Genomic DNA, 23,394 nt, shown 5'->3' with positions numbered 1-23,394 from the left:
CAGATCGAGGCGCTGACCCGCACCAGTCGGGTCCGGCCTCACAAACGGCGGTCATGTCCGGCTCCCAGCCGGCATGACCGCCGTTTCGTGTCGAACGTGACGGTCGCGCGCCGATCGCGGCATGGCCGGACGTCAGCGATGATGGGGCGACCGCTCGTAGGGGTAGTGATGACGACACGACCGACGCTGTTCCTGACCGTAGGACTGCCGGGCACCGGGAAGACCACGGAGGCGCGGCGCATTGAGGTCGCGGAGAAGGCCCTTCGTCTGACGAAGGACGAGTGGGTGAAGGCCCTCTACGGGTTGGCGAACCCGCCGTCGGCTTCCGACGTCATCGAGGGACGGCTCATCGAGATCGCGCTGCGGGCGCTCGAACTCGGCGTCAACGTCGTCATCGACTTCGGCCTCTGGGGCCGGGATGAGCGTTCGGCCCTACGTCAGGCAGCAGCCGACCTCGGCGCGTCGGTGACGATGCGCTACTTCCAGCTCACACCGGCCGAGCAGCGGCAACGACTTGACCGGCGGCTGGCCGAGGAGCCGCACACGACCTGGCACATGTCCGACGAGGAACTCGCCACGTGGGCTGCCCGCATGAGCGTCCCGACGCCGGGGGAACTGGACGGCAGCGAACCTGTCGACGACCCACCGGAAGGGTTCGCCAGCTGGGACGAGTGGCGCAGGCACCGCTGGCCCGCCGCGATCTCCTAGAACCAGCCCGCCACGGCGAGAACCTCCGTCCAGCCGTCCCGGCCGTGTCACGCGGCACGGCGGCGCAACACGGCCCGGACACCGACGACGGCGACGACCACCACCAGCACCGTCATCAGCACCGCGCCCGGCGCCTTGCTGAACCGGGCCAGATTGGATCCGTCCGGCAGAGTGAGCGCCGACGCGACCGCGCAAGGTGCCACGAACCACACCTGCCGGGCCAGCGGCACCGCCGCGACCGCGAGCAGGGTCAGCGGCCAGATCGCGTACCAGGGGTGGAAGACCGGGGCGAGCAGCACGGTGGCGGCGAGCGCCAGGCCCGCGCCGAGCAGCGCCACCCGCGGGCGGGCCGACGTCAGCCGGGCCACCCGTTGCCGGGCGTCGTTGAGCCGCCGCAGCCCCGTCCACGCCTGCCACCAGAGCGCGACGAGCGTCCCGGCGAGCAGCACCAGCGCGACCGTCCGGGCCACCGGCACCGCCGCGGGCCGCTGCCCGGCCAGCTCACCGGCGTAGTCGATCACGAGACCGACGGCGGTGGGCGGGGAGGTCCACTGCTGCGAGTCGCCGCTGTGCCCGAGCCCGCCGATCCAGCCCAGCCCGAGGCCGGTGGCGAGCGAGACGACCAGCAGCGTGCCGAGCACCGACGCGGCCAGCTGCCCGCCGTCGCGCAGCAGCGCCCGCCAGGTGCAGCGGCCGAGCACGGCGGCGAGCGCCCCGAACGGCAGCGCCACGACGGCGACCGCCTTCACCGCCACGGCCAGGCCGAGCAGCACCCCGGCCACCAGCAGCGCGCGCGGCCTGCCCGGCCGGCGGACCAGCACCAGCAGGCCGAGCAGGAGCAGCCCGAGCGCGAGCGCGTCGTTGTGCGCGCCGGCCACCAGGTGGGTCCCGACCAGCGGGCACGCGAGCACCAGCCAGGCGGCGCGGCGGGTCGGCACCCCGGCGGCGCGGGCCAGGCCGGGCAGGCAGAGCGCGACCAGCAGCACCCCGGCCACCGCGACCAGCCGCAGCGCCACGATCGTCCCGACCAGGCCGCCACCGACGAGCACCGCCAGCCCGGCCAGCAGCACGAAGAACGGCCCGTACGGCGCGGGGGTGTCCCGCCAGATCGGCGACACCGAGTCGGTCCACGGGCAGCCGGCCGCGGCGACGCCCAGCCGGTAGGGGCTGACCCCGCGCGTCCAGGTCCAGCCCTGGCAGGCGTACGAGTAGACGTCCCGGCTGCCCAGCGGCGGCGCGGCCAGCAGCGGCAGGGTCCAGAGCCCGGCGGTCAGGTATGCCCAGCGGCCCGACGGGGCGCCCCAGCGCAGTGACCACCAGGCGCCCACCAGCAGCGCCGTGCCGACCAGCCAGCAGAGCAGCGTCGCCGGCCCGTGCGGGGCCTGCCAGAGACCGGCGAGCGTGGCGCGCGGCGGCGCGTCGGGCAGCGCCCCGCCGAGCCAGCCCGCGAGGGTGAGCAGGATCGCGCCGGCAAGACCGGCATACCGGGCGACGCTGGCGGCGACCGGTCGGACCGGCGCGTCGGGCTCGCTCACCGGCACACTCCTCAGGACACGGGAACCGGCTGCCGACCCTTCCGGGCCGACCGTACCAACCGCACGACCAGCACGATCACGAACAGCGTCATCAGCGGCGCACCCGGCATCTTGGTGTACCGGGGTAAACCGGTCCCGTCGGCCAGCACCAGGAACGACGACACCACGGTGACGATCGCGAACCACCGGGTCCGCCGCGCGGTGGCGGCCAGCACGGCCAGCGGCCACAGCCAGTACCAGGGGTGGAACAGCGGGGAGAGCGCGACGGTGGCGGTCAGCGCCAGCGCCGCGTGCCAGAACGGCTCGCCCCGGCGCCAGGACCGGAACCAGAGCCAGACCAACACCGCGACCAGCACCACCATGCCGATCGCCCGGGTCACCGGCAGCGCGTCCACGTGCACGCCGAACGGCGCCAGCAGGTAGCCCACGGTCTGCCCGACCGCGGTCGGCGGCGAGGTCCAGGCCACCACCAGCCCGCCCTGCTCCAGCCCGCTGATGAAGCCGAGCCCCAGCCCGGCGGCGAGCGTCGCGCCGGCCAGCGCCGCCAGCGCGCCGCCGACCACCCACGCGCCGTCGCGGACCAGCGCCCGGATCCGGTACGGCCCGACGATCGCGGCCAGCGCCGCGAACGGCAGCACCACCAGCGCGGTGATCTTGACGCCGGCGGCCAGGCCGAGCAGCACGCCACCGGCGAGCAGCGGACCCGGCCGACCCGGTCGGGCCGCCACCACGGCCAGCCCGGCGACGAGCAGGCCGACCATCAGCGCGTCGTTGTGCGCGCCGGAGGCCAGGTGCACCGGCACCAGCGGGCTGGCCAGCGCCAGCCAGAGCGCCCGCTCCGGCGGCACCCCGCAGCGGCGGGCCAGCACCGGCAGCGCCCAGGCGGTCAGCGCCACCCCGGCGACGGCGAGCAGCCGGAACAGCGCGACCGCGCCCCACAGCGAACCGGTGGCCTTGACCACCGCGCCGGAGAGCAGCACGAACAGCGGCCCGTACGGCGCCGGGGTGTCCCGCCAGATGAACGAGATGGTGTCCAGCCAGGGGCAGGGCAGCGCGGACACGCCCTGCTCGTACGGGTTGATGCCGCCCGAGAAGCTGGCCCCCTGGCAGGCGTAGGCGTAGACGTCGCGGCTGCCCAGCGGCGGGGCGACCAGCATCGGCAGCAGCCAGAGCGCGACCGTGACCAGCACCCACCGGGCGGACGGCACCCGGTCGCGCAGCGACCACCAGGCCCACGCCAGCAGCCCGGTGCCGACCAGCCAGAGCCCGATGATCAGCGGACCGTTCGGGCCCTGCCAGATGCTGACCGGCGTCGGACGCAGCTCGCCGTCGGGCAGGGCGCCGCCGAGGAAGGCGGCCACGGCGAGCAGCACCGAGCCCGCCAGGCCGATCCAGCGCGAGAGGTGGTGAGGCACGTCCGACATGCTGCCAGTACGGTGGTTCGCGATCAGGAGGTGGGCATGCGGGGCACTCGGGTGGTGGCGGTGTCCGCCGCGTCGGCGCTCGTCCTGGCCGTGCTCCAGCTCACTCTGCCGGTCACCGGGTCGGACCTGTCCGCGCAGGTCGCCCGCGCCGACTTCTTCGCCGCGCACGGGTCCGCCCTGGTCGACCTGCGCTGGTACGGCGGGGTGCACCCGTGGGGCTACAGCCTCGTCTCGCCGCCGCTGATGGCGGCGCTCGGGGTACGCCCCACCGGCGCGCTCGCCCTGTTCGCCTCGGCCACCGCGTTCGCGGCCCTGCTGGTCCGGCTCCGGGTGCCCCGCCCGCTGCTCGGCAGCCTGGTCGGCGTGGTCACCATCGCCGGCAACCTGGTCTCCGGCCGGGTCACCTACGCCCTCGGCGTCGCGTTCGGCCTGGCCGCGCTGCTGGCGCTCACCTTGCCCGCCGCCCCGGGCGGCCGGCCGTCGGGCGCTCCCGCCGGCCCGGCCCGGCGGTTCCGCGCCGGGTGGGTACGCGCCGCGGCAGTCGGCGTCGCCGCGCTGCTCGCCTCCGCGGCCAGTCCGGTGGCCGGGCTCTTCGTCGGCCTGGCCGGCGTCGCGCTGCTGCTGACCCGCCGGTACGCCGACGGCCTGCTGCTCGCCGTGCCGGCGGCCGGCCCGCTGGCGGTGACCGGGCTGCTGTTCGGCGAGGGCGGCTGGATGAACATCAGCCGGGCGGACACGACGCACGCCGTGGTGACGAGCCTGCTGGTGGCGGCGCTGGTGGCGTACCGGCCGGTCCGGGTGGGCGCGCTGCTGTCCGGGGCGGGGGTGCTGGCGGCGGCGCTGCTGCCCACCCCGGTCGGGTTGAACGCCACCCGCCTGGTGGTGATGTTCGCGCTGCCGGTGCTGGCCGCCGCCGCGACGCCGCCGGACCGGTTCACCGCGCGGTGGCCGATCGTGCGCCGGCTCCCCCGGGCCGCCGGCGCGATCACGCTGGCCGCCCTGCTGGCGGTGGTCTGCTGGTGGCAGCCGCCGGTGGTCACCGCCGACCTGCGCAGCGCCGGCGACCCGACGGCCGATCCGGCCTACTTCGCGCCGCTGCGCGCGGAGCTGGACCGGCGCGGGCTCACCGGGCGGGTGGAGGTGCCGCCGACGCGCAACTACTGGGAGGCCGCCCGCCTCGGCGAGATGCCGCTGGCCCGGGGCTGGTTGCGGCAGGCCGACATCGACCGCAACCCGCTGTTCTTCACCACGGTCCCCGGCGCCTCGGGCACCGGCGTCCCGTTGACCCCCGACTCCTACCGGGCCTGGCTGGCCGACAACGCGGTGCAGTACGTGGCGGTGCCGGACGTCGAGCTGTCCTGGGTGGGGCGGCCGGAGGCGGAGCTGGTGACCGCGGGCCAGCCGTACCTGACCGAGGTCTGGTCGGGCCGGCACTGGCGGCTGTACGCGGTGGCCGACCCCACCCCGCTCGTGGGCGCGCCCGGCGAGCTGGTCCGGCAGGACGGCGCCTCGGTCACCTTCCGCGCCCCCGGACCCGGCCGGGTCCCGGTCCGGGTCCGGCACGACCGCTGGCTGACCGTCACCGGCGGCGCGACGCTCGCCGCCGACGGCGGGTGGACCGTGGTGACGGTCCCCCGCGCCGGCACGTACACCCTCGGCAGCTGAGCCGCCGGCTCACCCGGCGCGCAGGCTCCGGGTCAGGGCCGGGATCATCACCGCCGCCGCGACGAGGTGCAGCCCGACCAGCGCTGCGACGGTGGCGGCGTCCGCCCCGACCAGGAACGGCGGGACCAACGAGATCGCGGTCAGCGTCCCGGCCGTCCACCCGAACCGCGCGGCGGGGCGCGCGCTCCACCGCAGCAGGGCGGCGGCGAGGACCACGCCGACGACCGAGAAGAAGCCGGTCACCACCGCGAACCCGCCCAGCGGGATCCGCTCGCCGCCGTCGGGGATCGCGAAGTCGACGCCGAGGGCGCGGGCGAGCGCGGCGGCGAGCGTGGTGGCCAGCACCGCCGCGAGCGTGGCGAGCAGGCCGGTGCCGGCGAGCCGGCGGAAGCGGTGGCCGGTCCGGCCCGCCACCGGTCCGGCGGCCACCGCGGTGTCGTTGCCGCTGGTCATGTCGTTCCTCCAGGGTTCGTTGTCGGGGGTGTGGATGCGCACCGTCGCGGTGCGCCGGTCGGGGTTGCGCAGGGCGCGTACGCCGGTGTCGCGCAGCCAGAAGCAGGCGTCGCGGCCGAGGACCGGCCCGGGTGCGCCGTCGCGCAGCTCCAGCTGCACCCGCCCGCGGGTGACGACGGCGAACGCGTCGCGCCACTGGGCCGCGACCACGGCGACGCGCGCGCCGCCGGGCAGCGTGAGCGTCCGCACCGGGGGCTACTCGGTGCCGTCGGCCGGCAGGCGCTCGGGCAGCCCGAGCCGGGGGAACTGGTCGGCGTGGAACGTGACGATCTCGGTGATCGCCCCGTCGGTGACGCGCAGGGCGTCGAGCGTCAGCGGCAGGTACGCGCCCTCCCCCTCCCGCCAGAGATAGAAGGCGACGGCGGGCTGCCGGTTCACCGCGGTCGGGACGGCGCGCAGGCGCCCCAGCTCCCCGAAGCCGTCCGCGACCCAGTCGCCGACCACCGCGTCGCGGCCGACCTGGAGGCCCGGAGTGGGCGGCATCGAGCAGCGCACGTCGTCGCGCAGCAGCGCGGCGAGCCGGTCGACGTCCTTGGCGACGCTGGCGTCGGTGAAGCGGCGCACCAGCTCGCGGGTGCCGGCGTCCTCGTCGCCGCCGGTCCAGTCCTGTCGCTCGGCGGGCAGGTGCGCGCGCATGCCGGCGCGGGCCCGCTGCAACGCGCTGTTCACCGAGTTGACGGAGTCGCCGAGCAGCTCGGCGACGTCCCGCGCCGGCCAGCCGAGCACGTCGCGCAGGATCAGCACGGCCCGTGGGCGGGGCGCGAGGTGCTGGACCGCGACCAGGTACGCCAGCTCGATCGTCTCCCGCGCGACGGCGACCGCCTCCGGCTCGTCCGCGTCGCCGGCGGGCAGCTCGTCGAGCAGTCGGTCCGGGTAGGGCTGCAACCAGGGCACCTCGCCGCCGGTCGCCGGTTGCGGGCGACGCTTGGCCAGCAGGTCCAGGCAGGCGTTGGTGGCGATCCGATAGAGCCAGGCCCGCACCGTCGACCGTCCCGCGTAGGTCTCCCGGCGCCGCCACGCCCGCAGGAACGTCTCCTGTACGGCGTCCTCGGCGTCCTCGAACGACCCGAGCATCCGGTAGCAGTGCACGTGCAGCTCCCGCCGGTGCCGCTCGGTCAGCCCGGAGAAGACCGGCTCGTCGACCTCGCCCCACCCCGCGGGCCGTGTGTCCGCACTCATCTCGTCATCCTCACGTCTCGTCGTGTGCCGTCGTAGGTGTGACGGGCACGGGCGCGAGAACTCATCACCCGGGGCGGTTTCCGCCCGAGCTCAGAGCGGGGCTTCGAGGATGCGCTGGACGACGGTGCGGGAGTGGCGGCCGGTGCGCAGGTATTCGTCGAGGAACTCGCCCGGGTCCTCGTGACCCAGCAGGCGCACCACGCCCGCCAGCTCCACCCCGTGCCGGGGCAGCTGGTCGCCGGCCCGACCCCGGACCAGCATCAACGCGTCGCGGACCTGCGCGGCGAGGGTCCAGCCGGCGGCCAGCTCGGCTGCGTCCCCGCCGTCGAGCAGGCCGGCGTCGCGGGCGGCGGCCAGGGCGTCGAGGGTACGGGTGACGCGCAGCTCCGGCAGCCGGCCGGCGTGCCGGAGCTGGAGCAGCTGCACCGCCCACTCGACGTCGGCGAGGCCGCCCCGGCCCAGCTTGGTGTGGGTGGCCGGGTCGGCGCCGCGGGGCAGGCGCTCGGTCTCCACCCGCGCCTTGATCCGGCGGATCTCCACCACCTGCTCGCGGGTCAGCCCGTCGGCCGGGTAGCGCACCGGGTCGATCATCGCCTCGAACTGCGCGCCCAGGTCGGCGTCGCCGCAGACGAAGCGGGCCCGCAGCAACGCCTGCGCCTCCCACACCCGCGACCACCGGGCGTAGTACTGGGCGTAGGCGGCCAGGCTGCGGACCAGCGGGCCCTGCCGGCCCTCCGGACGCAGGTCGGCGTCGATGCCGAGCGGCGGGTCGGGGGCGGGCGCGGAGAGCAGCCGACGCAGCTCCTCGGCGATCGCGTGCGCGGCGGCGCTGGCCGCGCTCTCCTCCGTCCCGGCCGGCGGGTCGTAGACGAAGAGCACGTCGGCGTCGGAGAGGTAGTTGGACTCGTACCCGCCGAGCCGGCCCATGCCGATCACCGCGAAGCGCAGGCCGGGCGGGCCGGGCTGGGCGGCCCGGGCGGCGCGCAGCGCGGCGGCCAGCGTGGCGTCGGTGACGTGGGACAGCGCGGTGCCAACCGCGGTCACGTCGACCACTGTGGGCCGGCGTTCCCCGCCGCCGACCGGGCGCGGGGTGAGCGGGGCGAGCGACCCGGCCCGGCTGAGCACGTCGGCGCAGGCGATCCGGACCAGCTCGCGGCGGCGCAACGCGCGGACCGCCCGGGTGGCCTCGACCGGGTCGTCGTGCCGGGCCGCCGCGGCGGTGAAGCCTTCGACCAGGGTGTCCCGGGGGCGCGGGGTCAGCTCGGTGTCCTCGGCGAGCAGCCGCAGCGCCTCCGGCTCGCGGGCCAGCAGGTCGGCGGCGTAGCGGGAGGAGGAGAGCACCCGGGCCAGCCGGCGCGCCACCGGGCCGGAGTCGCGCAGCAGGCGCAGGTACCAGGGGGTGCTGCCGAGCTTGTCGGAGACCTGCCGGTAGTTGAGCAGCCCCCGGTCCGGCTCCGGGGCGTCGGCGAACTCGTCCAGCAGCACCGGCAGCAGCGTGCGCTGGATGGCGGCGGTGCGGCTGACCCCGCCGGTGAGCGCCTGCAGGTGCCGCAGCGCCCCGGCCGGGTCGGCGAAGCCGAGCACCTCCAGCCGGTGCCGGGCCGCCTCGGGCGTGAGGCGCAGCCCTTCGGCCGGCACCCGGGCGACGGATTCCAGCAGCGGCCGGTAGAGCAGCTTGGCGTGCAGCCGGCGTACCTCGGCGGCGTGGGTGACCCACTCGGCGCGGAACTCCTCGACGGCGCTGCGGCCCGGGGTGGCCGCGTAGCCGAGCGCGGCGGCGAGCCAGCGCAGCGCGGCCGGTTCGGTCGGCACGGTGTGGGTGCGGCGCAGGCCCTGCAGCTGGAGCCGGTGCTCGACGGCGCGCAGGAAGCGGTAGCCGCGCAGCAGCGCCTCGCCGTCGGCGCGGCCGACGTAGCCGCCGGCGACCAGGGCGCGCAGCGCCGGGACGGTGCCGGGCACCCGCAGCGACTCGTCGCCGCGGCCGTGCACGAGCTGGAGCAGTTGGACGGCGAACTCGATGTCGCGCAGCCCGCCCGGACCGCGCTTGATCTCGCGTTCCAGCTCCTTCGGCGGCACGTTGTCGAGGATCTTGCGGCGCATGGCGCGGACGTCCTCGACCGCCTCCGGCCGCTCGGCGGCGGTCCAGACCAGCGGGGCGAGCGCGTCGATCCACTCCCGGGCCAGGTCCAGGTCGCCGGCCGCCGGGCGGGCCTTGAGCAGCGCCTGGAACTCCCAGGTGCGGGCCCAACGCTTGTAGTAGGCCAGGTGGCTGGCGAGCGTGCGGACCAGCGGGCCCCGGTTGCCCTCCGGGCGCAGCGCCGCGTCGACCGGCCAGGCGACCAGCCCGCAGACGTGGATCAGCCGGGTGGCGACCTGGGTGGCGGCGGACAGGTCGTCGTCGGCGGCGGCGACGAAGATGACGTCGACGTCGGAGACGTAGTTGAGCTCGTCGCCCCCGCACTTGCCCATCGCCACCACCGCCAGCCGGGGCCGGGGGGTGCCCTCGGGCAGCTCGTCGACGGCGATGTCGTAGGCGGCGGCCAGGGTGGCGTCGGCCAGCCCGGACAGCGCGGCCATGGTCTGCTCCAGGCCCCGCCCGCCGGTCAGGTCGGCCGCCGCGATCCGCAGCAGCGCCAGCCGGTACGCCTGCCGCAGCAGCGGGACCGCGCCGGTGACGGTGGTCAGCCGGGCCGCCACGGTCAGGTCGAGCCGCCCGTCGGCGGTGGGGGCGAGACCGTCCGGCTCGGTGGCCAGCACGGCCCACTGCCCCGGGTTGGCCACCAGATGGTCGCCGAGCGCCGAGGACGCGCCGAGCACCGCGACCAGCCGGCGGCGCAGACCGGGGTCGGCGGCCAGCGCGTCGCGGACCGCCACCTCGTCCCCGGCGCGCCGCTCCGACTCGACCAGCCGGTGCAGCTGGCGCAGGGCCAGGTCCGGGTCGGCGGCCCGGGACAGCGCGGTGAGCAGCTCGGCGGCGTGCTCGTCGGCCGGTTCCTGTGCCTCCGGGCGCCACAGGTCGAGCCCGTCCGGGCCGAGCAGGTCGGCGGCGCGGGTGGCGCCGTCTCCCTCGGCGAAGCCGTAGCGGGCCAGGCGTCCGCGGGCCGGCCGGGTCACGTCACGCCCCGAGCAGCGGCAGGCTGCGGCGGGTGCTGTCGTCGCCGAGTTCGCCGAGGGCGAGCGCGGCGAACCGGATCGCGAACGGCTGCCAGGCCTCCTCGACGTCGGCCATCGCCCGGTCGCAGGCGGCCACCACCAGCTCCGGGTCGTAGCCCAGCTCGGCCAGCGTGGCCGAGTCGCGGGACCACTCGGCGATCATCGCGGTGTCGCACTCGATGTGGAACTGCAGGCCCCAGGCCCGGTCGCCGAGGCGGAACGCCTGGTGCGGGTAGCGGGTGGAGGCGGCGAGCAGCGTCGCGCCGTGCGGCAGCTCGGTGATCTCGTCGGCGTGCCACTGGAGCACGTCGGGCATCAACGGCACGTAGCGGAACAGCGGGTCGGTCTCGGCGGCGTCGCGCCGGCCCACCACGGTGGGGCCGATCTCCGGCCCGGACGGGCTGCGCTCGACCCGGCCGGCGTGCGCGGTGGCGAGCAGTTGCGCGCCCAGGCAGATGGCCAGCGTGGGCACCCGCCGGCGGACCGCCTTGCGCAGCAGCCCCTCCAGCGCCGGGAACCAGGCCGCGCCGGGGCTGTCGTCGGGCAGCGGGTAGGCCTGCTGGTCGCCGCCGAGGACCACCAGGGCGGCGTATCCCTCCAGGTCGTCGGGGAGCGCGTCGCCGGCGTGCGGGCGCACGACGCGCAGCTCCAGGCCCCCTTCGGTGAGCCACTCCCCCAGGCGGCGGAGGTCGTCGGTCGGGTCGTTCTCGATCACCAGCGCGGTCGCCACGACGTCGAGGCTAGCCGGTGCGCCCGGCGGCGGACGGTCCGGCTCGGCCGCACTAGGCTCCCGGTCGTGCCCACCGACGACTGCCTGCGCCCACCGGCCCTGCGTCCCGGCGACGCGGTGATGCTGGTGTCGCCGTCCGGCCCGACCCGCCCGGAGCGGGTGGCCCGCGGCGTCGAGCTGCTCACCGGCTGGGGCCTGCGGCCGGTGCCCGCGCCGAACGCGTACGCCCGCCGGGGTTACCTGGCCGGCGACGACGCGCTGCGGGCCGCGGACCTGAACGCGGCGTTCGCCGACCCGGAGATCCGCGGGGTGATCTGCACCCGGGGCGGCTACGGGGCGCAGCGGGTGGTCGACCTGATCGACATGGCCGCGGTACGCCGGGACCCGAAGGTGGTGGCGGGCTTCTCCGACATCACCGCGCTGCAGTTCGCGCTCTGGCGCGGCGCGCGGCTCGCCGGGGTGCACGGCCCGGGCGCCGCCTGGCGGGACGAGCGCACCCCGATCCGCTCGGCGGAGTCGCTGCACGCGGCGCTGACCAGCACCGAACCGGTGACCGTCGCGGCGGTCGAGGCGGAGGAGACGTATCCGGTGCGGGTGTCCGGCCGGGCCGAGGGCCGGTTGCTGGGCGGGAACCTGTGTCTGATCACCGCGTCGATCGGCACCCCGGACATGCCCGACCTGCGCGGCGCGATCCTGCTGGTCGAGGAGGTGCAGGAGCCGCCCTACAAGATCGACCGGATGCTCACCCACCTGCGCCGATGCGGCGCCCTGGACGGGCTCGCCGGGGTGGCGGTCGGCCAGTTCACCGAGTGCGCCGACGGCTGGGACACGACGGTGGTGGACGTGCTCACCGACCGCCTCGGCGACCTCGGCGTCCCGGTCCTCGGCGGCCTCCCCGTCGGTCACGGCCCGAACCAGCTCACCGTCCCGGTGGGCACCCCCGCCGTCCTCGACACCACCACCGCCACCCTGACGGTCACCCCCGCCGTCCGCTGACCCCTGTCGATCCCGGGGGGAGGTGGGCGACGGCGCCGGTTTCCAGGGCGGCCCAGACCGCGCCGTCGGGGGTGACCGTCAGGCCGTGGGGTTCGGAATTCGGCGTCGGCAGGTCGTGGGCGGTGACGTGGCCGTCGGGGGCGACGTGGGCGATGCGGTTCGCGGCCCACTCGGTGAACCAGCAGCCGCCCGCCGGGTCGGCGACGATCGCGTGCGGGCGGGACGTCCGGTCCGGCAGCGGGAACTCGTCGATCCGCCCGTCCGGGGTGATCCGGCCGAGCTGCCCGGCGCCGATCTCGACGAACCAGAGCGCGTCGTCGCCGCCCCGGGTGATGCCGACCGGCCCGGCCGCGTCCGTGGGCAGCGGGTGCACCGCCACCGACCCGTCGAGGTCGACCCGGGCGATCGCGTTCGCCTGGTTCAGCGTCAGCCAGAGCGCCTCGTCCGGCCCGACGGCCAGCATCGACGGGAACGCCTTGGTGACCGGCAGCGGGAACGTGGCGACCTCCCCGTCGACGGTGACCCGGCCGACCGTGTCGTCGCCCATGCCGGCGTACCAGAGCGCCCCGTCCGGCCCGGCGACCAGGCCGCACGGGGAACAGCCGGGCGGTAGCGCGACCGAGCCGCTCTCGCCGTCGACGGTGGTCCGGCCGAGCCGGTGGTCGCCGGAGCGGGTGTACCAGAGCGCGCCGTCCGGGCCGGTGGTGATGATCAGCGGCCGGCTCTCCGGCGGGTCGGCGCGGTAGGTCCGCACCTCGCCGTCGAGGCCGAGCCGGGCGACACCGCCGGAACCGGCCAGCGTCAGCCAGAGCGCGCCGTCCGGCCCGACCGTGATCGCGTACGGGCCGGAGCCCGGCCCGGTGAGCGGGACCTCGCGGATGACGGGCTGTGTCATGAGGGATGCCTTCCGTCGGGATTCCGCCCAGCCTCACGGCCGCCCCGGCGGCCCCGCAACCGCATTTGTCCGGATCGGTGGCCCCGATTGCCAGCTCGCTGACAGGTTCGCCACGGGTGGCCCCCAGCTCCGGCGGTCACTGTCGGTGACGTCATCGCACCACCACCGAACAGGAGAACCGCATGATCCGCACGACGAGGAAGCGCCTGCTGGTCGGCCTCGCCGCCGCCGGGGTGCTCGGCGTCGGGATCGCCGCCCCGACGGTGGCGCTCGCCGACGACAAGAGCCCCGCCCCGAGCGCCAGCACGAGCGCCGACCGCGACGGCGAGCGCCAGCAGCGGCACGCCGACCGGCAGGCCGAGTTCGCCGACGCGCTCGCCAAGGAGCTGGGCGTCCCGGCCGACAAGGTGACCGCCGCGCTGGAGAAGCTGCGCGAGCAGCGCCAGGCCGACCGGCCGGAGCGGCCGCAGCCGCCGTCGACGCAGGACCGGCAGGCCGCCCTGAAGGAGCGGCTGGACCAGGCCGTCAAGGACGGGAAGCTGACCCAGGAGCAGGCCGACGCGGTGCTCAAGGCCGCCGAGGCCGGCGTGTTCCCGGGCCCGGGCGGCATGGGCCACCGCGGCTGGCACGGCCAGGACGGCAGGCCCGGCGAGTGACCCGGTGGCCCCGCCTCCCCTCGCCGGCCGCACCTCCCTCCCGGCCGGCCCCGGCGGGGCCACCCAGGCGAGGGCGGGGTCCGGACGCGTCCGGACCCCGCCACGCCGTCGTCAGCGCAGGTACGGCCCGTCCCCGCCGACCTTCCCCGGGGCCGGGTTGCCGGGCAGGTCGAGCACGTAGACCCGCAGGTTGCCCCGGCCGCTGACCGAGGCGGTCAGCGTGCCGTCGGTGACGGTGCGGACGTCGCCGGTGACCGCGTCGGTGTACCGGCCGTTCGGCACGCCGCTGAACGTGGCGCCGCCGGACACGGTGACCAGGGCGAAGCTGTCCACCGCACCCTGGGTGAAGCGCCGCTTGTACGCCATCGCGCCGCTGACGCCCTCGGTCGAGTACTGCCCCTTCTGCAGCGCCGGCACGGCCCGCCGGATCAGGTTGAGCCGTTGCACGTGCTTCACCAGCGGTTGGCTGAGCGTGGTGGCGACCGCCCCGCTGGCCGAGCCGACCACCCCGAAGTCGGCGGCGGTGACGCTGCCGGCGAGATGGTCGCCGTAGTAGGCCCGGCCGGTGGTGTCGAGCGGGCAGCTCGGTCCGCAGTCGATCCGGGCGCCCTTGCGGAACTCGATCTCGGAGCCGTAGTAGAGCGTCGGGATGCCGCGGAACGTCCACATCAGGCTCATGTTCTCCGCCCAGGCGTCGGTGCCGCCGGCGTAGCGGGTGGAGGACTTGTTCGGCCCGTAGTCGTGGCTGTCGACGTAGACCACGTTGTAGGTGGCGTCGTTGTAGCTGTCGTCGGAGTCCTTCCCGTTGCCGAACGCGTTGCCGGCGTCGGAGAAGTTCATGTGCATCCGCATGTCGATCACGTTCATGCCGGAGAACTTCGAGTGGTCCGGCGCGTGGTACGCGTTGCCGCGCAGGAACGCGTTGTCGGTGGTGGGCTGTCCGGACGGGCCGAGCAGCTGCTCGTAGTCGTACTGCTCGATCGCGGCCCGCACGTCGTCGGGGCTGTACTCCCTGCGCTCGGACCAGGTGAAGAACTGGGCGGAGTGGTTGACGGAGCCCCGGTTCCACTTGTCGTTGACGAACGCGGCGACCTCGCCGAAGACGTAGAAGTCCCGGCCCTTCTCGCCGAACCTCGACACGGCGTGCTGCTGGATGGCGGGCAGGAAGCGCCGGTTCCAGGTGACCCGGGGGATGTGCACGGCGGTGTCGATCCGGAAGCCGTCCACCCCCATGTCGATGAACCGGTTGTACGCGTCGATCAGGTAGCGCTGCACCTGCGCGTTCTCGGTGTTGAAGTCGGCCAGGTCCTCGTGCAGCCAGCAGCTGCGCGCGTCCTCGCCCTCCCAGTTGCCGATCCAGCACTGGTGGTACCTGTCGGCGGGGAAGAGCCTGCTGGTCGGCGTGGGCCACTGGCACTGGTAGAGGGTGTAGCCCTCGGCGCTGCGCCCGCCGGTCGGCGTACCCCAGTTCAGGCACTGGTTGCCGGCGGGCGCGGCGGACGACCAGAGATCGCCGTTGTACGGTCGGCCCTTGGCCTTGGCGTTCTGCGCCGGGGTGAGCGCCGGGTCGGTGCCGGTGGCCTCGACCATCGGGTCGTAGGCCCGGCCGGCCTGCGGCTGGTCGTAATACCACTTCCACTGGTCGTCGCGGGTGCCGTAGACGGTGGGCGTGAACAGACCCTTGGCGCCCCACCGGGAGCTGTGGTTGTAGACCACGTCCTGGAAGATCTTGATGCCCTTGGCGTGCGCGGCGTTGATCAGGTCCTGGTAGGACGCGCCGGCGCTCTCCAGCCGCGGGTCGACCCGGTAGAAGTCCCAGCCGTGGTAGCCGTGGTAGTCGTAGTCGGAGCGGTTGAGCACCACCGGCGTGATCCAGATGGCGGAGAACCCGAGCGCCTTGACGTAGTCGAGCTTGTCGACGAGCCCCTTGAAGTCGCCCCGGAACATCGGGTCGTCGTTCGCCGCGTTTCCCGAGGCGACGTGCTGGCTGCCGCCCCGGTTGTTGGCCGGGTCGCCGTCGGCGAACCGCGCGGTCATGACGAAGTAGATGCTGTCCTCGCGCGGATCGCCGCCGAGTGGCGCGCCGCCGGCCGGCGGGTTGCCGGTGGTCGCGGACGCCGGCGCGCTCGCCGCCGACCGGTTGCCGGCCGCGTCGAGCGCCCGCACCGTCCAGGTGTACGTGGTGGCGGGCCGCAGGTCGTACGCGACGTACCGGGTGGTGGTGCTGGTGACCGTGACGGTGCCCGCGCCCCCGGTGCGGGTCAGCTCGTAGCCGGTGACGGCCCGGTCGTCGGTCGCGGCGGTCCAGCTCAGGGTGACCGCCAGCCCGTCGGCGACGGCGGTGAGCCCACCCGGCGTGGACGGCGGGCCGGTGTCCGGCACGACCGGCGCGCACGGGTCGGCGGCCCCGGCGGTGACCCGGCCGTTGTCGACGATGCTGCGCCCGGCGCCGAGGGTGTAGTCGGCGCCGCCGTTGTTGTCCCAGGTGCCGGCGTTGTCGTTGAACGCGGCGGTGAGCCCGGTGGCGGCGCCGAGGTCGACGACCCGGCGGGCCCAACCGGCGCAGCGCGTCTCCATGGCCACGCCCGGCGCGGTGGTCCAGGTGCCGCCGGTGGGCCGGTAGTGCAGGTTCGCGGTGGACCAGCCGCGCGGGGTGAGGTGGTACCAGACCTCGGCGGTGTTCCCGCCGCCGGTGCTTCCGGTCGGTGTCGGCGTCGGCGTGGATGTCGGCGGGGGCGTGGCGCAGGGATCGCCCGCGCCGATCCGCCCGGCGGCGACGGTCACCGCGCCGGCGGTGAGCCGGTAGTTGGCGCCGTTGTTGTTGTCCCAGACGCCGCTGCCGTTGGTGAAGACGACCTGGAGGCCGGTGGCCGCACCGAGGTCGACGGTCCGGCGACGCCACCCGGCGCAGGCGGTGTCCATCGGTACGCCGGGCACGGCGGTCCAGGCCTGCCCGTCGACGCCGTAGTGGATGTTGACCGACGCGCCCCAGGCGGCCGGTGGCTGGTAGTAGACGGTGACGGTGTTCGCCGCCGCGGCGGCGGTGAACGGCAGCAGCGCGGCGAGCACGCCGGCGGCGAGCGCGAGCGCTCCCCACCGGCGGCGGGTGGTGGTGGTCGTGCCCCTCATGGCGCTCTCCTGACACCCCCGCCCGCACGACGGGCGCAAGGGGATGAAGGCGTTGCAAGAACTTGCGACGCGTGGTGCCAGGAAGTTACCAGCTTCGATCCCCGGAAACCAGGGGTTCACAATCGACGATGCGCGCAACCACTTGCACCCACCGCAACACCTTGCTCCCGGCTGGCCCACCGGCCGGGAGCAAGGGTGCGGTCAGCCGGCGGCCGGCGGGGTGAAGACGCCGAGGAGGTTGCCGGACGGGTCGCGCAGGCGGGCGTGCGTCAGCCCACTCGGCGTCGTGACCGGCTGCGCCAGCACCGTGCCACCCGCCGACTCGGCGCGGCGGCAGGTCTCCGCCACGTCGGTCACCTGCGCGTAGAAGATCGCGTAGTTGTCGGCGGCGGAGTCGGTGCCCCGGATCGCGCCGCCGATCCCCGGCTTCCCGCCGGCCGCCGTCTGCCGGTACGACCCACCCGGGCCGCCCTGCTCCTCGAAGGACCAGCCGAACATCTCGGCGTAGAACCGCTGCGCCTCGTCCGGCCGGTCGGAGCCGATCTCGAACCAGGTCACGGGCGTGCTGGACATGCTGCCTCCTGTCGTCGCGCCGGCCGTCCGGCCGGCGTCGTCAGAAGTCAGCCTGAGCGGCCGCCGCGACACCGTCCTGTCGGTGTTTCGGAATCACACCGCCACGTCACCGCCGGACAAAGCCCGTCCGGTGGACGGTCGTGGCGGCACGGGAGCCAGCACCAGCGGTCGGATCCGATCGACGAGATCCGGGCGGCGTCCGGCGAACAGCCGGGCGAGCCGGTCGGCCTCCGCCGGGCTGAGGTGGAACTCGTCGATCCCCAGTTCGGTGAGGCGGACCACCGCCTCCACCGCCAACTCCTCGGTGTACGCGCTCCACGAGCCCTGGTCGGCGTGCAACGTTCGCCCCACGATGCGGGCGACCTGACGGGTCTCCGGGTCGTCGGCGCCGATCAGCGCGAGGCAACAGCGGAGGAAGGCGCCGGCGGCCCGGTCCCCGGCCGTCGGCACGAACTCGAGACTGCTCAGCACCGCGATCGCGGCGGCCCGGGTCACGAGGCGATCGGCGGCGAGCCGGTCCAGCAGCACCACCGCCATGTCGACCTCGTCCCGCTCGTCCGAGCCGTGGAAGGCGATCACCAGCGACGCGACCACGCGATAGTGTGCCGCCCGGTCCGCGGGCCCGAGGCCCGGCATCCCCAGGACCGTCGTCACGAGCATGCGGCCCACCGACAGTTGCCCCGTGTCGCCACCACGTACCACCCAGGCGAACCCCGGTGGGAACATCTCCACCAGCGGCTCCAGCGCGTGCTGGACCGCGTCACCGGCGACGCCACACTCGAAGTTGGCCACCGAACGCAGGAAGGCGGCGTCCGGCCCGGACTCCACCTGCAACCAGTTCGACTCCGACGACGAGGTGGGCGGGAACGTCCACCCGAGGTCCACGTCCGGCGGTCTCCATCCCTCCGGAGCGAGGCTCAGGCCGATCTCCCGGCGCCGGCCGTCGCCCCGCCGGTCCAGCGCGACGGCGTTCACCAGACTCCGGTACTCGCCCTCGGCGAGCTGCGAGCGCCAGAGCAGTGCCTGGCGCGTCCAGGGCACCCGGACGTCCGGCTCCGCCGGATAGAGCTGACCGCCGGCCAGCTCCTCGACCGCGCAGAGCGCCAGCACAAGCAGGTTCGCACTGTAGACGGCGTGCCGTTCGGGCACCGACAGCGCCCGGGGCCGGTACGAGGCGAACGTCCGCCCGGGCCGTCCGTGGTGCACGCTCTGGAACAGGCGCAGCAGCACGTCGAGGATGCCCGCCGCGTGATCGCCCGGAGACGACCGGAGAGCCTCGACGAGGAACGCGACGACCGGCGCCCGCCCGGTCAGGGTCGCGAACGACAGCAGCGCGTGCAGTGGATCGTCGTCGACCGACGCGCTCCGCAACATGGTCGTCGCCGCCTCCCGTGCAGCCAACTCCTCCAGCACGAGCGCGGTCGTCCGGGCGACCAGGAACTCGCCGAAGGTGGCATGCAGGAACTCGTACGTCTCCGTCCGCTGGTCCCCCCGCAGCGCCTGCGTCCGGTGGACGAAGAAGAAGCGCCCCAGCACGATCTCCGCGGCCCGCAACGGCACCCGGAGGCTGCCGTCGGCGCGCGCCTGCGGCGCCCCGCCGGCCAGGAACGCGAGCTCGCCGAGGTCCGCCTCCAACTCCTCCTCGGTGACCCACTGCACGCCCCGGTTGAACATCGCGAAGGCCACCACGGCCAGCCGGCGCAGCTCCGCCTCGGTGGCGCGGGACAACTCCCGCTCGGACAGCCCCTCCCGGTGCTTGACCACCTCACGCCGGGCGAAGCTACGCAGCAGCTTCTCGTACAGCTCACCCCGGCCGAGCGTGCCGGCCGACCGCAGGTCGTTGCCGTCGGCGGCGTAGAGAGCGAGCATGAGCAACAGCAGTGGCTGCCCGGCCAGCTCGCGGTGGGTCAGCACGGCCGCCGGATCCAGCGGCGGCACGCCGAGCACCGCGAAACCGTCGGAGTTGGCCGCGTTCCAGGTGGTCACCCAGCGGGCGACCCGTGCCGGGTCGAACGGCTCCAGCCGGAGCGCGACGGTCCCCGGCGGTGGCTTCGCCCGGTCGGCCACACTGGTCCGGCTCGTGACCAGCACCGCCACCGGTCGCCCCTGATCCACCTCGCGCTGCTGGAACTGGGCCACCTTGAGCAGGTAGTCCGTCTGGGTCACGCCGGTGGCCTGGAGCAGTTCGTCGAAGCCGTCCAGCAGCACCACCGGCAGGGCGTCGCCGGCCGACCGCGCCAGCTTGGGCCATGCCAACCGCTCCCCGGTGGCGTCCCGCACGGCCTGCTCGATCTGATCCTGAAGGTCCGCCTCCAACCGGACCTCCCGCAGCACCACGCGGACGACCAGGAAGTCACGGGCCGGCAGCTGGGCCGCGAGGACCCGGGTCAGCACGGACTTGCCGGAACCGGGCTGACCCAGCACCAGCAACGGCGCGTGAACCGCCTGGGGGGAGGTGAGATGCCCGATCAGGAACTGGACGAGATCCTCGCGGGCCGGCTGCACCGCCCACCACGACTCGTCGCTCGGCCGCGACTGCTCGCCCAGTGCGGCCACCCGGTACGACGGCGGCACGTACGCGACGCCGAGCGCCGGGACCCGGAGACCGTCCGGCACCTCACCCGAGTTGATGATCGGCCGGTCGAGCTGTGCGCGGTACGAGCGGGCCAACGCCTCCCGCCAGTCGCTGGGCGTGCCGCCGGTGGCCATCGCCGCCAACGTCTCGCGCAGCTCGACCAACCCGACCGCGAGCTGGCGTACCTCTCCGCGGGTCGCCTCGTGCTCGTGCAGCCCGGCCCAGAACGCGACCTCCGGGAAATCCGCCGCCAAGGCGGTGAGCAGATCACGATGGCGCTCGACCGCGAACTCCGGTATCCGCTCCAGCGCCTGCCGCAGCGACTGCTTCTCCCCGTCGGTCAGCCGTTCGCCCACGGCCAGCCCGTCGACGAAGTCCGCGACCCGCCCGACCAGAAGCACGTAGTGGTTCCGCAGCAATTCCCGCAGCCTCGCATAGGGCACCTCGGGCGCGGGGAGCGGCGCCGGGATCTCGAAGAGGACCCGTGCGACGGACCGCCTGCTCTCCGACCCCGCCCCTGCCAGGGTCAGCTGCTCGGACCGACGCAGCTCCAGGTCGGCGAAGTCGAAGGGCAGGTCCGCCTCGGCGAGCGCCTCGAAGAACGCGGTCACCGCGATCACCGCGTGCGCGGCCTCCAACCGCTGCGTGCGCCCGTACCGGGACAGCCCGGAGCGCTTCTCGGACGCGACCCGTACCACTTCGTGGCCGAGCCGGACGAACTCCGCCTTGGCGTCGAAGAGGCCGAGCAGCGCCGGCACCGGCACCGACGCGGCCAGCAGCACTCCCCCGGTCAGCTTGTCGAACCAGTCGACGACCTTGCTCTTCTCCCCGCCCAACAGGCGTACGGCGTCGGCGTAGCTGAGCGTGTCGGGCACGCGTGTTCCTCCCCCGGGGCGGCAGACCCGCCAGCCTCCCCCATCCGGACCGGAAACGCTGTCGGGTTTCAGACCAGGGTGAGCGGGCGGACCCGGTCGACCGGGAGGTCGAGGTCGTCGGGGCGCAGTTCCCGGGTCACCGGCTCGGCCAGCGGGTGCACCGAACGGATCCGGTCGGTGCGGAAACACCGCAGCCCGTCGCGCAGCCGGCACCAGGCGACCAGGTACCAGTGCGTCGCGTTGCCCAGGTAGGCCAGCGGCTCCACGTCACGCGCCGAGTCGGCGCCGTCGCGGTCGGCGTACCGCAGGCGCAGCACGCGCCCGGCGGCGACCGCGTCGGCGACGGCGGCTGGGACGGGGGTGCCCGGCCCTTCGCCCACCAGGTGCACCCGGCCGGCGAGCCGGTGCGCCTCGGCCACCGCGGCGGGCGGCATCACCGCGACCAGCTTGCGCAGCGCGGCCCCGGCCGCCGAGGCGAACGGGGAGCCACCGAGGCGGTGCAGCGCGACGGCCATCGCCACCGCCTCGGCCGGGTTCAGGTTGACCGGCGGCAGCGTGCGCGCCCGGTCGACCACGTAGCCGCCGGTGCGGCCCGGCTCGGCCCAGATCGGCACCCCGGCGCCCTGCAACGCGCTGATGTCGCGCTCGACGGTGCGGGTGCTGACCTCGAAGCGGTGGGCCAGCCAGCGCGCGCTGCGCGGGCGCGGCGACACCGCCCGCAGCTCCTCGACCAGGGCGTAGAGACGGTCGGTGCGGTTCACGTCCCGGACGCTATGCCCCGGGTCCGACAACCGTCAGGCGATGCAGGCGCAGACGATCAGCGCGGCGCCGAAGTGGGTGGCGGCGCTGACCCGGGCCGCCGGGTGCGGCTCGTCGGCGGCGATGACGTCGCCGAGCTTGCCCGGGGTGAGCAGGTCCAGCACCAGGAACGCCAGCGCCATCACCAGCAGGCCGACCAGCCCGAAGATCACCGTGGAGGCCAGCCCTTTGGCGAAGGAGCTGTAGCTGGTCAGCACGGCGGTGAACACGATGCCGGCGATGCCGAGCTGGTTGGCGGCGAGCAGCAGCGCCGCGTTGCCGTTGCGGCGCGTCCAGATCAGCTCCCGCAGCTTGCCCGGCGTGAGCAGGTCGACCAGCAGGAACCCGGCGGCCATCAGGCCCACCCCGACGACCCCGAACACGATGCTCTGCCACGCCCCGTTGAGCAGGTCTCCCAGCACCGAACGCCCTCCCCGGCTCCGTTCGCCCGGCGCGGGTGCGCGGGCGGTGCCGCAGACGATAGCGGCACCGCGCCACGGTGATCTAGAGCGAGAGGTAGTGCTGCCGCTCGTAGGGGGTGACCTCGCGGCGGTACTGCTCCCACTCGGCCCGCTTGTTGCGCAGGAAGAAGTCGAAGACGTGCTCGCCGAGCACCTCGGCGACCAGCTCGGAGCCGGCCATCACGTCGATCGCCTCGGACAGGTTCTCCGGCAGCGCCTCGTAGCCCATGGCGCGGCGCTCGGCGCTGCTCAGCGACCAGACGTCGTCCTCGGCGCCCGGGGCAGCTCGTAGCCCTCCTCGATGCCCTTGAGGCCGGCGCCGAGCATCACCGCGAACGCCAGGTAGGGGTTGGTCGCCGAGTCCAGCGACCGCACCTCGACCCGGGCCGAGTTCGGCTTGCCGTAGGCCGGGACCCGGACCAGCGCGGAGCGGTTCAGGTGACCCCAGCAGACGTACGCCGGGCTCTCGGTGATCCGGTCGGGCAGGGCCTGCGGGAACAGCCGCTTGTAGGAGTTGACCCACTGGTTGGTGACCGCGGTGTATTCCCGGGCGTGGGTGAGCAGCCCGGCGATGAACGACTTGGCGACCTTGGACAGCTTCATCGGGTCGCCGGCGTCGTGGAACGCGTTGCGCTCCCCCTCGAACAGCGACAGGTGGGTGTGCATGCCGCTGCCCGGCTGGTCGGTGAACGGCTTCGGCATGAAGCTGGCCTGCACCCCCGTGGAGAGCGCCACCTCCTTCACCACGTGCCGGAACGTCATGATGTTGTCGGCGGTGGTGAGCGCGTCGGCGTAGCGCAGGTCGATCTCCTGCTGACCCGGAGCGACCTCGTGGTGGCTGAACTCCACCGAGATGCCGATCCGCTCCAGCGCCAGCACGGCCTGGCGGCGGAAGTCCCGCGCCACGGCGTGCGTGGTGTGCTCGAAGTAGCCGCCGGTGTCCACCGGAACGGGCACCGAGCCGTCCTGCGGGCCGTTCTCCAGCAGGAAGAACTCGATCTCGGGGTGGGTGTAGAAGGTGAAGCCCTTGTCGGCCGCCCGGGAGAGCATCCGGCGCAGCACGTGACGCGGGTCGGCCCAGGACGGGCTGCCGTCGGGCAGCAGGATGTCGCAGAACATCCGCGCGCTCTCGCCGCTGACCCCGCCCTCGAACGGGAACACCTGGAACGTGGTCGGGTCGGGCATGGCCACCATGTCCGACTCGAAGACCCGGGCGAAGCCCTCGATGGCGGAGCCGTCGAAGCCGATGCCCTCCTCGAAGGCCGCCTCCAGCTCCGCCGGGGCCACCGAGACGCTCTTCAGCGTGCCGAGCACGTCGGTGAACCACAGCCGGACGAAACGGATGTCCCGCTCCTCCAGCGTACGGAGGACGAACTCCTGCTGACGGTCCACATCCACCCCTCGTGACACGTACGTCCTGCACCGGTCGGGCCGGCCCGGCTGACCGCTCAGTCTTCACCGGCCTCGTTACGCCGACGTTACGCCCTCCCCCGGCGGGTCGTCCTGCCGTGTCCCGCCCCGGGGGACGC

16 protein-coding genes and 1 pseudogene are annotated in these 23,394 nt (G+C 74.7%); 4 read left to right on the top strand and 13 right to left on the bottom strand.

Going from position 1 to position 23,394, the window contains the following annotated elements:
* The first annotated feature begins 168 nt into the window (after positions 1 to 168).
* Positions 169 to 708, top strand: a complete 540-nt coding sequence (locus tag CO540_RS27625; protein ID WP_099164979.1) for an ATP-binding protein — start codon at positions 169 to 171, stop codon at positions 706 to 708.
* Between the two features lie 47 nt (positions 709 to 755).
* On the opposite strand, the gene mptB (CO540_RS27620) is transcribed toward CO540_RS27625, so the two are convergent.
* Together mptB (CO540_RS27620) and mptB (CO540_RS27615) are read right to left on the bottom strand one after the other, a co-directional pair.
* Complete coding sequence (gene mptB / locus CO540_RS27620; RefSeq protein ID WP_099164978.1) at positions 756 to 2,243, bottom strand: polyprenol phosphomannose-dependent alpha 1,6 mannosyltransferase MptB; 1,488 nt, start codon at positions 2,241 to 2,243, stop codon at positions 756 to 758.
* An 11-nt stretch (positions 2,244 to 2,254) separates the two neighbouring features.
* A complete protein-coding gene (gene mptB, locus CO540_RS27615; protein WP_172968083.1) occupies positions 2,255 to 3,805 on the bottom strand; it encodes a polyprenol phosphomannose-dependent alpha 1,6 mannosyltransferase MptB in 1,551 nt (516 codons plus the stop codon).
* On the opposite strand from mptB (CO540_RS27615), the gene CO540_RS27610 reads away from it, so the two are divergent.
* A complete protein-coding gene (locus CO540_RS27610) occupies positions 3,704 to 5,332 on the top strand; it encodes a hypothetical protein (protein WP_099164977.1) in 1,629 nt (542 codons plus the stop codon). The two genes, mptB (CO540_RS27615) and CO540_RS27610, sit on opposite strands and share 102 nt — an antisense overlap.
* A gap of 9 nt (positions 5,333 to 5,341) precedes the next feature.
* Here the strand turns inward: CO540_RS27610 and CO540_RS31090 are convergent, their stop codons facing one another.
* The 4 genes from CO540_RS31090 to CO540_RS27590 form a co-directional block, all read right to left on the bottom strand.
* Complete coding sequence (locus CO540_RS31090; RefSeq protein ID WP_099164198.1) at positions 5,342 to 6,034, bottom strand: DUF6069 family protein; 693 nt, start codon at positions 6,032 to 6,034, stop codon at positions 5,342 to 5,344.
* Positions 6,035 to 6,040: 6 nt separating this feature from the next.
* Entirely contained in the window at positions 6,041 to 7,024 is a 984-nt protein-coding gene (locus tag CO540_RS27600) for an RNA polymerase subunit sigma-70 (protein WP_099164197.1), read from the bottom strand.
* 90 nt (positions 7,025 to 7,114) lie between these two features.
* The gene (locus tag CO540_RS27595; RefSeq protein WP_099164196.1) at positions 7,115 to 10,138 is read right to left on the bottom strand and encodes a bifunctional [glutamine synthetase] adenylyltransferase/[glutamine synthetase]-adenylyl-L-tyrosine phosphorylase; all 3,024 of its coding nucleotides are present in this window, start codon (positions 10,136 to 10,138) and stop codon (positions 7,115 to 7,117) included.
* Position 10,139: 1 nt separating this feature from the next.
* A complete protein-coding gene (locus tag CO540_RS27590; RefSeq protein ID WP_099164195.1) occupies positions 10,140 to 10,907 on the bottom strand; it encodes a type 1 glutamine amidotransferase in 768 nt (255 codons plus the stop codon).
* 66 nt (positions 10,908 to 10,973) lie between these two features.
* Between CO540_RS27590 and CO540_RS27585 the strand changes: the two genes are divergently transcribed.
* Positions 10,974 to 11,903, top strand: a complete 930-nt coding sequence (locus tag CO540_RS27585) for an LD-carboxypeptidase (RefSeq protein WP_099164194.1) — start codon at positions 10,974 to 10,976, stop codon at positions 11,901 to 11,903.
* Here the strand turns inward: CO540_RS27585 and CO540_RS27580 are convergent.
* Positions 11,884 to 12,798 carry a virginiamycin B lyase gene (locus tag CO540_RS27580; RefSeq protein ID WP_099164193.1) on the bottom strand — a complete coding sequence of 305 codons (915 nt, stop codon included), beginning with the start codon at positions 12,796 to 12,798 and terminating at the stop codon, positions 11,884 to 11,886. The two genes, CO540_RS27585 and CO540_RS27580, sit on opposite strands and share 20 nt — an antisense overlap.
* A 182-nt stretch (positions 12,799 to 12,980) precedes the next feature.
* On the opposite strand from CO540_RS27580, the gene CO540_RS27575 reads away from it, so the two are divergent.
* A complete protein-coding gene (locus tag CO540_RS27575) occupies positions 12,981 to 13,454 on the top strand; it encodes a hypothetical protein (RefSeq protein ID WP_099164192.1) in 474 nt (157 codons plus the stop codon).
* A 111-nt stretch (positions 13,455 to 13,565) separates the two neighbouring features.
* Here the strand turns inward: CO540_RS27575 and CO540_RS27570 are convergent, their stop codons facing one another.
* The 6 genes and pseudogenes from CO540_RS27570 to glnA form a co-directional block, all read right to left on the bottom strand.
* Positions 13,566 to 16,583, bottom strand: a complete 3,018-nt coding sequence (locus CO540_RS27570) for a carbohydrate binding domain-containing protein (RefSeq protein WP_099164191.1) — start codon at positions 16,581 to 16,583, stop codon at positions 13,566 to 13,568.
* A gap of 201 nt (positions 16,584 to 16,784) precedes the next feature.
* Positions 16,785 to 17,156 (bottom strand): VOC family protein, encoded by a 372-nt coding sequence (locus tag CO540_RS27565; RefSeq protein WP_099164190.1) that lies wholly within the window; start codon positions 17,154 to 17,156, stop codon positions 16,785 to 16,787.
* Positions 17,157 to 17,249: 93 nt separating this feature from the next.
* Positions 17,250 to 20,606 carry an NACHT domain-containing NTPase gene (locus CO540_RS27560; RefSeq protein WP_099164189.1) on the bottom strand — a complete coding sequence of 1,119 codons (3,357 nt, stop codon included), beginning with the start codon at positions 20,604 to 20,606 and terminating at the stop codon, positions 17,250 to 17,252.
* A 68-nt stretch (positions 20,607 to 20,674) separates the two neighbouring features.
* Positions 20,675 to 21,367, bottom strand: a complete 693-nt coding sequence (locus tag CO540_RS27555; RefSeq protein ID WP_099164188.1) for a YafY family protein — start codon at positions 21,365 to 21,367, stop codon at positions 20,675 to 20,677.
* Between the two features lie 33 nt (positions 21,368 to 21,400).
* Positions 21,401 to 21,826, bottom strand: a complete 426-nt coding sequence (locus tag CO540_RS27550) for a DUF350 domain-containing protein (RefSeq protein WP_091572853.1) — start codon at positions 21,824 to 21,826, stop codon at positions 21,401 to 21,403.
* Positions 21,827 to 21,908: 82 nt separating this feature from the next.
* Positions 21,909 to 23,257: pseudogene (gene glnA, locus CO540_RS27545) on the bottom strand (type I glutamate--ammonia ligase).
* Positions 23,258 to 23,394 lie beyond the last annotated feature (137 nt).

The sequence above is a fragment of the Micromonospora sp. WMMA2032 genome, assembly GCF_002688545.1.
GTDB classification, from domain to species: domain Bacteria; phylum Actinomycetota; class Actinomycetes; order Mycobacteriales; family Micromonosporaceae; genus Micromonospora; species Micromonospora sediminicola.
This window is presented reverse-complemented; position numbering and strand designations above follow the sequence as displayed.